Annotated in this window: 17 protein-coding genes and 1 tRNA gene; 5 read left to right on the forward strand and 13 right to left on the reverse strand. The window is 43.0% G+C overall.

The features are described from left to right. Positions 1-3: 3 nt before the first annotated feature. The 3 genes from ACPD8L_RS02650 to ACPD8L_RS02660 form a co-directional block, all read right to left on the reverse strand. Positions 4-684 carry a 3'-5' exonuclease gene (locus tag ACPD8L_RS02650; protein WP_423941715.1) on the reverse strand — a complete coding sequence of 227 codons (681 nt, stop codon included), beginning with the start codon at positions 682-684 and terminating at the stop codon, positions 4-6. After that, a complete protein-coding gene (locus ACPD8L_RS02655; protein WP_423941716.1) occupies positions 681-2600 on the reverse strand; it encodes a DUF294 nucleotidyltransferase-like domain-containing protein in 1920 nt (639 codons plus the stop codon). Before ACPD8L_RS02655 ends, ACPD8L_RS02650 begins: the two co-directional genes overlap by 4 nt. Positions 2601-3032: 432 nt before the next feature. Further along, positions 3033-3106 (reverse strand) — tRNA-Met (locus tag ACPD8L_RS02660). Positions 3107-3244: 138 nt separating this feature from the next. On the opposite strand from ACPD8L_RS02660, the gene ACPD8L_RS02665 reads away from it, so the two are divergent. Together ACPD8L_RS02665 and ACPD8L_RS02670 are read left to right on the forward strand one after the other, a co-directional pair. Next, entirely contained in the window at positions 3245-3628 is a 384-nt protein-coding gene (locus ACPD8L_RS02665; protein ID WP_116218958.1) for an START-like domain-containing protein, read from the forward strand. Between the two features lie 52 nt (positions 3629-3680). Beyond that, positions 3681-4535, forward strand: a complete 855-nt coding sequence (locus tag ACPD8L_RS02670; RefSeq protein ID WP_423941718.1) for an aminotransferase class IV — start codon at positions 3681-3683, stop codon at positions 4533-4535. Here ACPD8L_RS02670 and ACPD8L_RS02675 read toward each other — a convergent pair. The 5 genes from ACPD8L_RS02675 to ACPD8L_RS02695 form a co-directional block, all read right to left on the reverse strand. Beyond that, positions 4528-5088 carry a YqgE/AlgH family protein gene (locus ACPD8L_RS02675; protein ID WP_116219329.1) on the reverse strand — a complete coding sequence of 187 codons (561 nt, stop codon included), beginning with the start codon at positions 5086-5088 and terminating at the stop codon, positions 4528-4530. The two genes, ACPD8L_RS02670 and ACPD8L_RS02675, sit on opposite strands and share 8 nt — an antisense overlap. Positions 5089-5211: 123 nt before the next feature. Further along, a complete protein-coding gene (locus ACPD8L_RS02680) occupies positions 5212-5484 on the reverse strand; it encodes an HU family DNA-binding protein (protein ID WP_116218957.1) in 273 nt (90 codons plus the stop codon). A gap of 177 nt (positions 5485-5661) precedes the next feature. After that, complete coding sequence (gene fmt, locus ACPD8L_RS02685; RefSeq protein ID WP_423941720.1) at positions 5662-6624, reverse strand: methionyl-tRNA formyltransferase; 963 nt, start codon at positions 6622-6624, stop codon at positions 5662-5664. Beyond that, entirely contained in the window at positions 6602-8497 is a 1896-nt protein-coding gene (locus ACPD8L_RS02690; protein WP_423941721.1) for a RecQ family ATP-dependent DNA helicase, read from the reverse strand. Before ACPD8L_RS02690 ends, fmt begins: the two co-directional genes overlap by 23 nt. Further along, complete coding sequence (locus tag ACPD8L_RS02695) at positions 8497-9060, reverse strand: AAA family ATPase (RefSeq protein ID WP_116218954.1); 564 nt, start codon at positions 9058-9060, stop codon at positions 8497-8499. The genes ACPD8L_RS02690 and ACPD8L_RS02695 overlap by 1 nt, the downstream gene beginning before the upstream one ends. A gap of 84 nt (positions 9061-9144) precedes the next feature. On the opposite strand from ACPD8L_RS02695, the gene ACPD8L_RS02700 reads away from it, so the two are divergent. The 3 genes from ACPD8L_RS02700 to murA all read left to right on the forward strand — a co-directional run bounded on the left by ACPD8L_RS02700 (position 9145) and on the right by murA (position 11487). Then, positions 9145-9432, forward strand: coding sequence for a DUF493 family protein (locus tag ACPD8L_RS02700; protein ID WP_116219328.1), 288 nt, complete (start codon positions 9145-9147; stop codon positions 9430-9432). Positions 9433-9516: 84 nt separating this feature from the next. Continuing rightward, entirely contained in the window at positions 9517-10164 is a 648-nt protein-coding gene (locus ACPD8L_RS02705) for a DUF4290 domain-containing protein (RefSeq protein ID WP_116218953.1), read from the forward strand. A gap of 15 nt (positions 10165-10179) precedes the next feature. Continuing rightward, positions 10180-11487, forward strand: coding sequence for a UDP-N-acetylglucosamine 1-carboxyvinyltransferase (gene murA / locus ACPD8L_RS02710; protein ID WP_423941723.1), 1308 nt, complete (start codon positions 10180-10182; stop codon positions 11485-11487). A 4-nt stretch (positions 11488-11491) separates the two neighbouring features. Here murA and ACPD8L_RS02715 read toward each other — a convergent pair whose 3' ends face one another. Genes ACPD8L_RS02715 through ACPD8L_RS02735 form a run of 5 tightly spaced genes read right to left on the reverse strand, consistent with a single transcriptional unit; the run spans position 11492 to position 13585 of the window. Beyond that, a complete protein-coding gene (locus tag ACPD8L_RS02715; RefSeq protein ID WP_116218951.1) occupies positions 11492-11908 on the reverse strand; it encodes an SRPBCC family protein in 417 nt (138 codons plus the stop codon). A gap of 12 nt (positions 11909-11920) precedes the next feature. After that, on the reverse strand, positions 11921-12301 hold the full coding sequence (locus ACPD8L_RS02720) for a DoxX family membrane protein (RefSeq protein ID WP_116218950.1): 381 nt from the start codon (positions 12299-12301) through the stop codon (positions 11921-11923). Positions 12302-12313: 12 nt separating this feature from the next. Further along, positions 12314-12811 carry an SRPBCC family protein gene (locus ACPD8L_RS02725; RefSeq protein WP_116218949.1) on the reverse strand — a complete coding sequence of 166 codons (498 nt, stop codon included), beginning with the start codon at positions 12809-12811 and terminating at the stop codon, positions 12314-12316. Further along, positions 12808-13260, reverse strand: a complete 453-nt coding sequence (locus ACPD8L_RS02730) for an SRPBCC family protein (protein WP_116218948.1) — start codon at positions 13258-13260, stop codon at positions 12808-12810. Before ACPD8L_RS02730 ends, ACPD8L_RS02725 begins: the two co-directional genes overlap by 4 nt. Next, a complete protein-coding gene (locus ACPD8L_RS02735; RefSeq protein WP_116219327.1) occupies positions 13247-13585 on the reverse strand; it encodes a metalloregulator ArsR/SmtB family transcription factor in 339 nt (112 codons plus the stop codon). The genes ACPD8L_RS02730 and ACPD8L_RS02735 overlap by 14 nt, the downstream gene beginning before the upstream one ends. Between the last annotated feature and the right edge of the window lie 64 nt (positions 13586-13649).

Genomic DNA, 13649 nt, shown 5'->3' on the forward strand with positions numbered 1-13649 from the left:
GACTTAAAGCCCAAATTTTGGTGGATTTTGTTTTTTGAACAAGTCTTTCAAATTTTTGGGCTTTAATTTTTCCATAATTACCAGAAAAGCAATGGCGGTGATCAACGTATCGCCCAAAGCGGTATGCCTATCTTTTTTGGAAATCCTGAACTTTTCGGCAAGTTCATCCAACGAATAGTTTTCTTTCTTTCGAAGTACGGAAGAAATGAGCAAGGTCCGCTTATAAAGCAGTCCAGTGTCCAAGGTCTTGTTAAGCAATTGGGGAAGTCCGTTTCGTCTTAAAGCAGCATTGATCATACCTACATCGAACAGTACATGATGGCCCACCAACACATGGTTTTTGGCATAGGCCAAAAATTGTTGCAAAGCTTCCAGTTCAGTTACCCGTTCTTTTTTACTCTTTTTAAGGATTCCATGGATTTCGGCACTTTCAGCATCATAATGCTCTTGCTCCACATATACTTCAAAACTTTCCTTTACGACCATGGTGTTGTTCCTGAGCTTTAAGGCCCCTATGCATAGCATTCGGTCTTTGGTCATATTGAACCCCGTGGTTTCGGTATCGAGCACTACAAAAGTGTTTTCGGAGATCGTTTCTGGAAGTTTATCCTTGAAATGGCTAGCATACTTCAACCAAAATTCAGGAAGTTCCAAATGTTTTTTCTTGGAAAAGAAACCCATCATCGCAAAAGATTTTTTACTTGGAATCGTACTTGCAACAGCTCTTGGATTTCTTTGATGGTCTTGAAGGTCCTTTTGAGCTTTATTTTTTCTTCCTTGTTCAATTGGTCCAAGGCAATATACCGGCCAGAATCATTATGCTGCAAGCCCTGCCTTGTCCTGAACTTTAAAAGCGCTTTACTGGCATACGAAGCTGCCAAATAGAGTTCTTTGTTTTTGGGCTCCAGTTCGGCCAGTTTTTCATAGCGTTCCGCAGTGTTGTTGATGGATTTTATGGCATGGGAAAGGATAAGGACCCTTGCGGCATCAATAATGGGCATGAGGGCACGAAGTTTCAAATCGAAGAAATCCTTGTGTTCTCCATCCTGTTCCACCAAAAAGTCCCTAAAAAATCCTGATGGCGATGGATTTTGAAGCGCTCCACTTGCTAAATGGGTCAGGAATTGGGGATACTTTTTCGCATTCTCAAAAATGTGCAGCGAAAGTTCATCGGCGAGTGCCTTTTCTCCGTAATTGACATTGAAATCGAAGAAAATGGAAGATAGGAGAATCTCATCCGGACCAGGATTGTTCATCCAATGGGAGGTAACCTCTTTCCATTCCTCCAAACTATGGCACCACAGCGGATTGGAGGCCATCATTTCAGCCGGACAATATTCAAACCCTACTAAGTTGAGTTCCGTTGAAATTTGTTTGCCCAACTGTAAAAAATAGGCTTGGGTCTCTTCCTTTTTCTCCGTTGGAACATCTTCGTAAAGGATGGCGTTGTCCTGATCTGTAGTGAGCAATTGCTCGCCCCGCCCTTGACTTCCCATGGCCAACCACGTAAACTTTACGGGAGGAGGGGTGTCCATTTGGTCAACACAAATTTGAATCACTTGTTTAATGGTGGCATCATTGAGTTCGGAGATGATTTTGCAGACCAACCCCATGGGAATGTTCTGTTCCAAATAGCCCTGCAAGAGGTTTAAGATGCTATACCGAACGGTCCGGAGTCTTTGGGAGTCCGTAGCCCTTTTTATGGCCCGCATGAGTACAGCAGGGTTATTTCCCAGCGCGACCATGACATCGTGTTTGGAAAGAATACCAATGGCGGGAGTGTCCGTGGTCCCATCTTCAGTAAGGCACAGATGACTGATCTGGCTTTTCATCAAAGCCATTTGGGCTTGGGTAATGGTCAGGTCCTTGGAGTAGGTAATGACCGGGGAAGACATAATGGCCTCGGCATTCTCCGTAATGGAAACCAATCCCGTGGCTACCTTGTTCCTTAAATCTTTATTGGTGATGATTCCAATGGGAAGTCCGTCCTGGGTAACCAGAACGCAACCTACATTTCTTTGGGTCATGGAAGCGGCCAGGGATTTGATCTGGGTTTCCTTGGAGCAGGTCACCAAATTGGTGGAGTAACGAACTGGCTGTAGATCCAGCATTTTGGTTTCCGGGTTTCCTTCAGTTTCATTGGGAACCCCATACAACTTGCCCCTATGTTTAAGGGAATAGGGGTTACGCGTGTTGGAGGCAAAGCTTTCAATTAAAAAGTCCCCAACTTGTTGGTTCTCCAAGGCAATGGGCCTAAACTCCTGAATGGGAATGGCATACAAAATGGTCTCTTCACGTGCCGTGGCCTGAAGTTTGTAGTTTTCGTGCGCCAACAAGGGGCGTAGACCAAAAATATCTCCTTCATCACAAATGTCCAGCATCTGTTGCGACCCTTTTTTGGTCAGGGCCACGGCTCCTTTGTGCACTACATAAAAGAAGTTGTGGGGAGGCTCCTTTTCCGCAAAGACCAAGCTGTTGTTCTCCTTATGGATGATCGTGACTTCATAGGACAATTTTTCCAATTGGTGTTCCGCCAGAATATTGAAAGGAGGGAATTTTTTTAAAAAATCAGCAACTCTTTCGGAAATGGTGTTCTTCATACCATAAATGTAATGGTAAAACCCATTGTACGGATGCACTTCAAAAGAAAAAAGGCAACAATGCTGGTGGCCTTCTGATTAAGTATATGGAATGTTGGTGGTTTTTCTTATGGATTGGACTAGATGCCTTATAGCAAGGCCAAACCTAAGCCTATCAATAGCACGGAAGCTACCATAAGGATTTGGACTGTTTTTGTTTTCCCTCTTTTTGAAAGTAAGATTCCTAACATAATTCTCTTATTTTGAATTAAGATACGATTTTGTTTTTATTTACCGCATAGGATTGCGGTTCCCCATAAGTATTGGGAAAAGATATGATAATAGACTTATAAACAAAAAAGGAATAAATTCTTTGGAGCAAATATGGAATAAGGGTAGTAAAAGAAAAAGGGCCAACAATTTGATAAACAATTGGTTGACCCTTTGTGAATGTAGCGAGAGGGAGACTTGAACTCCCGACCTCAGGGTTATGAATCCTGCGCTCTAACCACCTGAGCTACCTCGCCGTGGTTTCGCTAAGCGGGTGCAAATATAAAGTTTAATTTTTGCTGAATCAAAATTCAGGATTAATTTATTATTTGATATTTATTTTTTTATCTTCCCAAATTATATCAATTGTTGAAAAGGGATAATAGAACAGTATAATGAGCGATAAGGTAAAATTTGAAATTGAGTTTGTAATCCAAGCATCCCCACAGTTGCTTTACCAATATATTTCCACTCCATCCGGACTTTCCGAATGGTATGCCGATAATGTGAATTCCAGAGGTGAGATATTCACCTTTATTTGGGACGGGGCCGAAGAACAGGCCAAAATGTTGAAGCGAAAAAGTGAGGAATTTGTCAAGTTCACTTGGGTGGACAATGAGGACGATTCCTTTTTTGAGATGCGTATCATTGTGGATGAAATCACCAAAGATGTCTCTCTCTTCATAACAGATTTTGCAGAAGATGATGAAGTTGACGAGGCCAAAATGCTTTGGGAAAACCAAATCTCCGACCTGAAACAGGTATTGGGCTCCAAATAGTGGTATTCTCAACTAAGCCGTATATTTGACCTTGATTTTTCAAGGTTTTTTTATGGTAAATCTCAACGGAGAACTTTTTTCAGCTGAAACGGATATCCTAACTTCCATCAATAGGGGATTAAAATATGGTGATGCTCTTTTTGAGACCCTCCGATGTGTCAAGGGAGACCTTTTCTTTTGGGAAGACCATTATTTTAGGTTGATGGCTTCCATGCGTATGTTGCGTATGGAAATTCCCATGACGTTTACCTTGGAATTTTTGGAAACGGAAATCAAGAAGACCATCAACGGAAATCAATTGGATGATGAAGCTGTTAGGGTACGCATCACTGTTTTTAGAAATGATGGGGGATTGTACGCCCCATTGACCAATGATGTCTCTTACTTGATTGAGGTCGAGGCAATGGAATCTCCATTTTATCTCATCCAAGATGAGGGTTATGAGGTGGAACTTTTCAAGGATTACTATGTCAACAAGGATATGTTGTCCACGCTAAAGACCACCAATAAAATCCTGAATGTGGTCGCCAGTGTGTATGCCCAAGAGAATGGGTATTCCAATTGTTTATTGGTGAATACGGACAAAAATGTGGTTGAAGCCATTAATGGCAATCTTTTTTTGGTCAAGGGAGACACGGTAAAAACCCCACCATTGGGTGATGGATGTCTCAATGGGATCATTCGGAAAAAAATCATGGAGATAGTGGAGTCCATGGAAGGTTTCCAAATGCTGGAAGAATCGGTATCCCCTTTTGAGCTCCAAAAGGCAGATGAGCTTTTTATAACCAATAGCATTGTGGGGATCCAACCCATAAGCAAATACCGCAAAAAACAATTTGTAAGTACGATCAGCAAAGGATTAGTGGGAAAATTGAATACCAAGGCCAGAATGGCACAGACTAGTTAAGCGAAGGATTTTCAGGGGCATTGGACCATAACAGGTAATCACCGCCCAATTCTACCATTTTTTCTTTCCAGAAAGAAATTGAGGATTTACCCAAAATACTGCTCTCATATTCATTTTTGACCACTACCCAAGACTTGGAGGAAAGCTCATTGTCCAATTGTTGTGACCCCCACCCGGAGTACCCTAAAAAGAAGCGAATGTCCTGTTCGGTAATGATGCCATTATTGATGAGCTCAACGATTTTCTCAAAGTTTCCGCCCCAAAAGATACCATCGGAAATCTCAACACTGTCCTCAATCAATCCTGGAACCTTGTGGATGAAGTAAAGATTGTCCTGTTCCACGGGACCGCCATTGAATACTTTGAAGGGAATGGTAATTTCGGAGACAAGGTCACAAATGGTATAATCCAAAGGTTTGTTCAGGATAAACCCTACCGAGCCTTCATGGTTGTGCTCGGCAAGTAAGACCACGGATCTATTAAAAGAAACATCACCGGTGAGCGAAGGTTCTGCAACAAGCAACGTGCCTTTTTCTGGCTTTGGACTTACCATTTTCATGGACTACTTGACTTTAATTGCAGTATAATATACAACATTTACAAAAACAAAAAACCCTTGTAACTAAAAAAGCACCTCCCTAGGGAAGTGCTTTTGTATATTGTAATTACTAATTGATTAGTTTACTGCACCGCTCAATTCTGCTCCTGCTTTGAACTTTACTACGTTCTTAGCTGCAATTTTGATGGTCTTACCAGTCTGTGGATTTCTACCTTCCCTGGCGTTTCTTCTAGAAACGGACCAAGAACCAAAACCAACCAAGGAAACCCTGTTTCCTTTTTTAAGCGATCCCTCTACATTTCCCAAGAAAGATTCCAATGCTTTTTTGGCTGCTGCCTTAGTGATGCCCGCATCGGCTGCCATAGCATCGATTAACTCTGTTTTGTTCATAATGGAATTAAATTAATTGTTGTTAAAATAATTTTAATGCTGAACAAATTTATACGGATTTGCATTTAACGCAAGTAAAACCGAGGGAAATAGGGGTTTTTGTTGATAACTTGAAACGTTTGTTGATAAAGTCAGAAAAAACAACCACTTTTTTCCCAGCCCTTTCATAGCAAGGGTTTAGCGGAGGTGGGCATTTTCATCCAAGTTCAATCCATTCAAAACTTCGGAAATCTTCATTCTGCGCTTGCCAGGCAACTGTAGTTCCAGAATCTGTAAATAACCTCCCTTTCCAGCAACCTTGAGTGATTTCTTGTCTACTATAAGCTTCCCTGGTTTAAGATTATGTTCTCCGGTTTCTATCCGGGTTCCATAAACTTTGATGGGTTCCTCCTTATCATGGTTGATCAAATAGGTCCAGGCAGCGGGATAGGGGCTTAAACCTCGAATAAGGTTATGTACGTCTTCCAAATGAGCATTCCAGTCCACACGGCAAGTCTCCTTGTGGATTTTATGGGCAGGCTTAAGGTTGTTGATTTCCTTTTGGGGCAGACCATCCACGGTGCCGGCAGCTATTTGGTTACAGGTCTTCACTACAAGTTCGGCCCCAAGTTCCATAAGTCTATCATGTAATGAGCCTGCATTGTCCTCTGGCAGGATACTCTCTTTCTTTTGGAGGATGATGCTTCCGGTGTCAATCTTATCATCAATAAAAAAGGTGGTCACCCCTGTTTCGGTCTCTCCGTTGATGATGGCCCAATTGATGGGCGCCGCTCCACGATATTGGGGCAGGAGTGAGGCATGTAGGTTAAACGTGCCGTGTTCAGGCATTTGCCAAACCTCTTTGGGCAACATCCTGAAGGCTACCACTACTTGTAGGTTGGCATGCAGCCCCCGTAATTCATCCAGAAAGGATTCGTCTTTTAAATTGGTGGGTTGCAATACTTTTATATGGTGTTTCTGTGCAAACTGTTTTACGGCAGAGGGTTGGACTTTTCGTCCGCGACCTGCTGGCCGATCAGGGGCGGTTACCACCCCGACGACCTCAAAACCCGCTTCAAGGATACTTTTAAGACTGGCCACCGCAAAATCCGGGGTGCCCATAAAAACGATTCGCAATTTATTCTTTGATGGTGTACTCATTAATTTGGTTTAAAACGATGACTTCATCCTCCAAAAGTCCCTGTAAGGCCAATAACAATGCTCTTTCATCCACTCCGGTCGCCTTTTCCAACTTTCTGGAAGTGCTTGGACCAAGTTTCAGAAAGGCCAGGATTCTGTCCTCTAACTTAACGGGGGATTTTAGCTTGTTCTGTTTGGTGCAAATATCGCAAGTGCCGCACTTTTCCTTAGCATTTTCCCCAAAATACTTTAGCAAATAAACACTTCTACAAGTTTTCTTGTTTTTGATATAGCCCAGCATGGCCTCCATATTTCCTTCTTTCACGGCATTGAGTTCCCTAATCCTTTTGGCAAATGGGTTTATGGTGTGGTCGTCTTCCCGGGGCACCAAAAAGGTGATTTCAAGGTCGCTGGTATTGTTTTGGTATTCCACGATACCATCATCCTGCAATTGTTTTAGAAGTTTTTTCAAGGATTTTTCGCTCTTGCCGGTTTTCTTGGACAGTAAATACAGGTTTATTTTTGTTTCGTATTCTGTAATTCCGCCGTAAGTACGAAGTATGGTCTGAATAATGGGAGCTGTTTTACGGTTTTTATCCAGATACGCAAAAATGCCCGCTTTTGGAGCTACAAATTGTAGTAAGGTTTTTTCCCTAAAATTTTCCGAAAGCGCTATTACAGAGTTTTGGTCCAATATCCGTAAGGCGTTAAAAGCCATATTGGGATTGAATCCATACCGGTTGCAGAACTTATTGAACTTAAACCCCAAAGGTTCCTCGACCCATTCCCCATAGGAAATTTGGAAAAAATTGTTCAGCTTGGAATACACGGTCTTCACAAATGCCACATCCGGTAACCCTGATAGAAACTGTTGTTTGGCCCTTTCTTGATCCTCGCGGGTGGTTAGTATAATAGCAGTGGAGGATTTTCCATCCCTTCCAGCCCTTCCAGCTTCTTGAAAGTAACTTTCCAAACTGTCCGGGATTTGATAATGCACTACCAAACGAACATTGGGCTTGTCCACTCCCATACCAAAGGCATTGGTGGCCACCATGGTATTGATGCTTCCTTCCAACCAAAGGTTGAGTTTTTCCTCCTTCTCGGTTTTGGAGATGCCCCCATGAAAAAATGTAGATTTAATACCGTTCCGGTTCAAAAACTCCGAAAGTTCTTGGGTCATTTTTCGGGAACGTACATAAACAATGGAGCTTCCCGGGAATTTCTCCATATATTTTTTCAACTGGTATAGCTTGTCCTCGGTGCGCTTTACCTTAAAAGCAATGTTGGACCTGGAAAAGGAATCCTTAAAAATAGTGGCGTTGTCCAGTTTCAGATTTTGGACAATGTCCTGAACTACTTTAGGCGTGGCCGTGGCCGTCAACGCAATGGTAGGAGTATCGGGAACAAGTTCTTTAAGTAGGGAACAATCCAGATAGGCTGGTCTAAAATCATTGCCCCATTGCGAGATACAATGGGCCTCATCTATAGCGATGAGATTCACGTTCATTTCTTGGATACGCTCTTGGATCATGGATTGTTGCAACCTTTCGGGGGAGAGGTAGAGGAATTTGTAATTGCCATACAGGCAATTGTCCAAAAGGTCGTTGAGTTCCTCAAAGGGGATTCCTCCTGTCAGGGCAATGGCCTTAATACCTCTTGCCTTCAATTGTTTTACCTGATCTTGGATCAAGGCCACCAATGGGGAAACAACAATACAAATGCCATCAATGGCCAATGCGGGGACTTGGTAGCAAATGGACTTTCCACCACCAGTGGGCATCAATGCCAGTACATCCTGCCCGGAAATGACGTTGTCTATAATGGACTTTTGGGATTCCCTGAAATCATCATAGCCCCAGAATTCCTTTAAAATAACCTTTGCCTCTTTTTGCACTAAAGTTGATTAAGGGTTTCCAAAATAAAATCAATCCGCTTTGGGACTGCATCTTTTGGCACTTCAATGGGGTTATAGCCAAATTGGGTGTACGTATTCATCAGGGCATCATGGATATTCTCCGCTTCTTCAAAGGTTTCCAGACGCTCATTGTCCGAGACATAGATTTCCTGCCATGGTGGAACAATGAAAATGGTATCGTATCTATTTTTCTGACAGGTGTCTATGAATTCTTTGCCATAGGACTGTCCGAAGAAATCCATGTAAGCGAGCACATCTGGGATTCCACGGTCAAAAAAGCTCAGGGGAACGTCCATCATCAAGGAGTTTTGATAATGTTTTGCCCTTCCATGGAGTAGGTCCTTGTTAAACTGCATGGCATCCTCCACAAACACCAAAGGATTTGAGATATGGGTATGTTCCTCCCCTTCAAGCTTGGCCTTGGAGGTCATGTCCCTTATAATTTCGTGGAAACAATGGAACCCTTTCTTTTCCAAACCATGGATTATGGATGTTTTTCCGGTTCCCGGAGCTCCCGTAACAACTACTTTGTTCTTGCCCAAACACTGTGATTTATAATTACAAAGTAATGAAATCAGCCGATGGAAAAAAAATTGGGCCGTAAGCCATATATTTGTAAAAAAAAGATGGAAAAAGACAATCCGGACGAATTCTATGCGAGACTCAAGGAGCAATTATTGGAAACTACCAGTTGGCCTTCCAATTATTTGTTCAAGTTTATTGTGCCCACGGACGAAAATCGCATAGACGAAATCAATGCCATTTTTGACAATACGGGAGCCGTAATTGAGTCCAAGAAGTCAAAAAAAGGTACATACACCAGTATTTCCATCACCGTGAACATGAAGGATCCGGACGAGGTGATAGCCAAATACAAACAAGTTTCCACCGTGGAAGGTGTTATTTCCCTTTAAAACCGGAGATTGCCATAATTTTATTATTTTGCAGGCGTTATCGGATAGACTTCCCGATAATTTAATTTCAATAAACATTTCAATTTGAACCTAGTAGAGAATTTAGAATACAATACAGAGCGTCCAAAGCTCTTCATTCCCGAATATGGCCGTCATTTTCAAAAAATGGTCGATCATGCTGTTTCCATAGCCGACCGGGAAGAACGCAATAAAGAAGCCCAGGCCATTATCAGCGTCATGGGAAATCTTCAGCCCCACTTAAGGGATGTACCCGATTTTCAGCATAAGCTTTGGGACCAATTGTTTATCATGTCCGACTTTAAACTGGATGTGGATTCTCCCTTTCCCATCACCTCCAAGGAAGTGCTGCAACAGCGCCCAGAACCTTTGGAGTACCCACAGAACCACCCTAAATATCGATTTTATGGGAACAACATCAAAAGAATGATCGATGTGGCCGTAAAATGGGAGAAGGGTGATATGCGCTCCGGGTTGGAATATGCCATAGCCAACCACATGAAAAAGTGCTACCTTACTTGGAACAAGGATACTGTGGAAGATGTGGCTATTTTTGGCCATTTGAAGGAAATGAGCAACGGGGAGATTGATTTGGCCAATGATGGCGAAAACCTGACCGATAGCGGACAGTTCCTTAAAAATAGGCAAGCCAAATCCAACAGAAATGGTGGCGGAAGCAAAAAAGGGCAACGCAACAGGAAAAAAAGGTATTAAATTCCAAAGGAATCCATGGGAACATTTCGAATAGAGGGTGGACATCAACTACATGGTGAAATTACGCCCCAAGGTGCCAAGAATGAAGCACTGCAAATTCTTTGTGCCGTACTTCTGACCGGAGAAAAAGTCACGATCCATAACATCCCGGACATTGTCGATGTAAACAAACTGATTGCCTTGTTGGAAGATTTGGGGGTTAAAATCCAAAAGAAAGGCAAGGGATCTTACTCGTTCATTTCGGATGATATCAATCTGGAATATCTGCAATCGGCCAAATTCAAGGAAGAGGGCAGGGGACTTCGTGGGTCCATCATGTTGGTGGGACCTTTATTGGCCCGGTTTGGCAAAGGATATATCCCAAAGCCCGGAGGCGATAAAATCGGGAGGCGTCGATTGGACACCCATTTTGAGGGATTCATAAAGTTGGGAGCAAAGTTCCGCTACAACAAAGAAGAATATTTCTATGGTGTGGAGGCCACAAAACTCAAAGGCACCTATATGCTTTTGGATGAGGCATCCGTGACCGGAACGGCCAATATTGTCATGGCCGCGGTATTGGCGGAAGGTACCACTACTATCTATAATGCTGCCTGCGAGCCCTATTTGCAGCAATTGTGCAAGATGCTTAACCGTATGGGGGCGAAAATCTCAGGTGTTGGTTCCAATTTATTGACCATTGAAGGTGTTGATGAATTGGGAGGTACGGAACACACCATGTTGCCCGATATGATCGAAATAGGTAGTTGGATCGGATTGGCGGCCATGACCCGCAGCGAACTGACCATTAAAAATGTAAGTTGGGACAATTTGGGACTTATTCCCAGTGTTTTCCGTAAGTTGGGTATTACTGTTGAACGTAGGGATGATGATATTTTCATTCCCAAGCACGACAAGGGCTACCAAATCCAAAATTTCATAGATGGCTCCATATTGACCATTGCCGATGCGCCATGGCCAGGGATGACACCAGACTTGTTGAGCATCATTCTAGTAGTGGCCACACAGGCTAGGGGAGAGGTGCTCATCCACCAAAAAATGTTTGAAAGCCGACTGTTCTTTGTGGACAAATTGATAGATATGGGGGCAAAAATCATTCTTTGCGATCCCCACAGGGCCACAGTGATCGGGCACGACTTTAAATCGACCCTAAAGGCCACTACCATGGTTTCCCCCGATATTAGGGCAGGAGTTTCCCTGTTGATAGCGGCACTTTCGGCCAAAGGAACCTCCACGATCCATAATATTGAGCAGATAGACCGTGGTTATGAAAACATTGATGAGCGCTTACGGGCCATTGGGGCGAAAATAGTAAGGGTCTAAAACCTCAATGTGATTCGGTATACTTCTTGAAATTGTTTAAAATGGCCTGCCAGCCATTCTTTTGCATCTCTAGGGAGTTCTCTTTTTCAGCGTCAAAGGTGATAGTCACTTTGGTTTCTGCATTGGATTCTTCAAAAAGAACGGTTGTTTTTCTTCCGTCCTCAAGAGTGAAGACCATTTTCTCTTCAGGAACAAGCTCGTCGTAAACCGCTTCAAAGTCAAACCCAAAGCTTCCGTCCTTGGCTTCCATTCGAGCTATGTATTTTCCGCCTTTTTGCAAATCATTTTTTGCGGATGGACAGTGCCAGCTATCATCGGCAAAATTCCACTGGGTAATATGTTCCGGTTTTGTATAACAAGCCCAGACCTTATCCAAGGTTGCAGCAATGTTGACGTCTATGGTGATGGGTGTTGTATCCATGTCAGTATTGGTTTAAGGTTGTAGCATAGGGCGATATTTGGGCCAGTTCTCAATAATGACCCAAAGGTTGATGGCAAATAAGGGAAGTGCAATGGGAAGTCCTGAAGTATCGGTAATGGTGTTGATCAACAATATGCCCACCATCACGGGCAGAATGACAATGGCCCCCAGTGCCCTGGTCCTTTTGAAAAGGAACAATATACCGCCAACAAGTTCCACAAGGCCCACTAAAGGGATCAACCACCCCATGGTCATAATGGCTTGCATCATTTGCATTAGACTTTCCGGCAGGTCTTCAGGAACGGGCATGTAGTTGAAAAATTTGTTCAATCCTGCATTCATGAACATCAGACCGAACAGCACACTCACAACAGTAATGATTTTTTGTTTCATGGTAGGAATAATTTATGAATTTGACAATATGGAATCCAACCCTTGCAAAGCAATGGTAAAGCCTTCCTTGAAACCAAGTTCGATTATTTTTTCCAAATCGGACAAGTTTTTGTGCTTGATGGTGATGTATACCAAGGTGGTGTTTCCTTGGTCCACAAAATCCAAATTCCAGTTAGATCTCGGAAATTCATCATTGATATTTCCGTCTGCGTCACAGAAAGCATCCATATACTGAAAGTTGGTCTTTGGTGAAATGGAGGTGAAATCGGCCACGGCCCAATGTTCCTCTCCTTCGGGACCGCACATGGCATACAGGCGTCTTCCACCTACCTCAAAGACCATGGATTTGGTTTTGGACACCCACGGTTGTGGTGCCCACCATTGGTCCAGGATTTCCGGTTTAGTGAAAGCATCCCACACCACATCCTGTCCGGCGGCAAATTCCCGCTTTACATGTACGCTGCTGTTTTCCTTGTTTACAGTAAAATCAAATAAGAGATTGGTTTTCATAGAGAAGGTTTTAATTGGGATATATAGTTTTCAAGTTTGGCGATGTTCTGTTTCATGCCCTCATCAGCTTTGTGGGCCTTGATTACGGTCTGTAGCATTTCCTCGGTATCAAATACTGCGGTCCAGGACATGTGGGTTTCCTCTCCATTGGGTTCAAAGACAACTGTGGTAATGAAATGTGGATTGAAATGCTCAAACACAATTTTTTTATGGGGAACTATTTCCTTGAAAATGCTCCGGTTGGGGTAGTTGGTGCCATCTGGCCCATGCATGGTCAGTTTCCATTCACCACCTTCCTTAAAATCCATTTGCTGTATGGTATTGGTAAAACCATTGGGTCCCCACCATTGGGCAATATGTTCGGGGTTGGTCCATACTTCCCATACCAATGCAATGGGAGCTTTGAGGGTTCTTGATATTGATAATTGTCTGCGTTCAGTGTTTTCCATTCTTTTTTGCGTTTTGAAGGTCGGCCAAATACCTATCCAGATTATCGAAACGGTTTTCCCAGATTTTCTTGAACTGTTCCAGCCACAGGTCAATTTCCTGCATCTTGTCAACCTTCAACTCATAGAAGATTTCTCTACCCTGTTGATTGGATTTGACCAAATCACATTCGTTTAGGATTTGAAGATGTTTGGATATGGTGGGCCGAGCCGCATCAAAATTTTCCGCTATGGCCCCAGCGGTCATGGTTTGTGATGCCAGCAGGACCAATATGGCCCTGCGTGTTGGGTCGGCAATGGCTTGGAATGGATCTCGTCTCAATTTCATCATGAAGCAATTTAAAATATGAAGCTATATGGCTACAAATATATGTGTAGCTATTTGACTACAC

The sequence above is a fragment of the Flagellimonas algicida genome, from assembly GCF_049629585.1.
In the GTDB taxonomy this organism is placed as follows: domain Bacteria; phylum Bacteroidota; class Bacteroidia; order Flavobacteriales; family Flavobacteriaceae; genus Flagellimonas.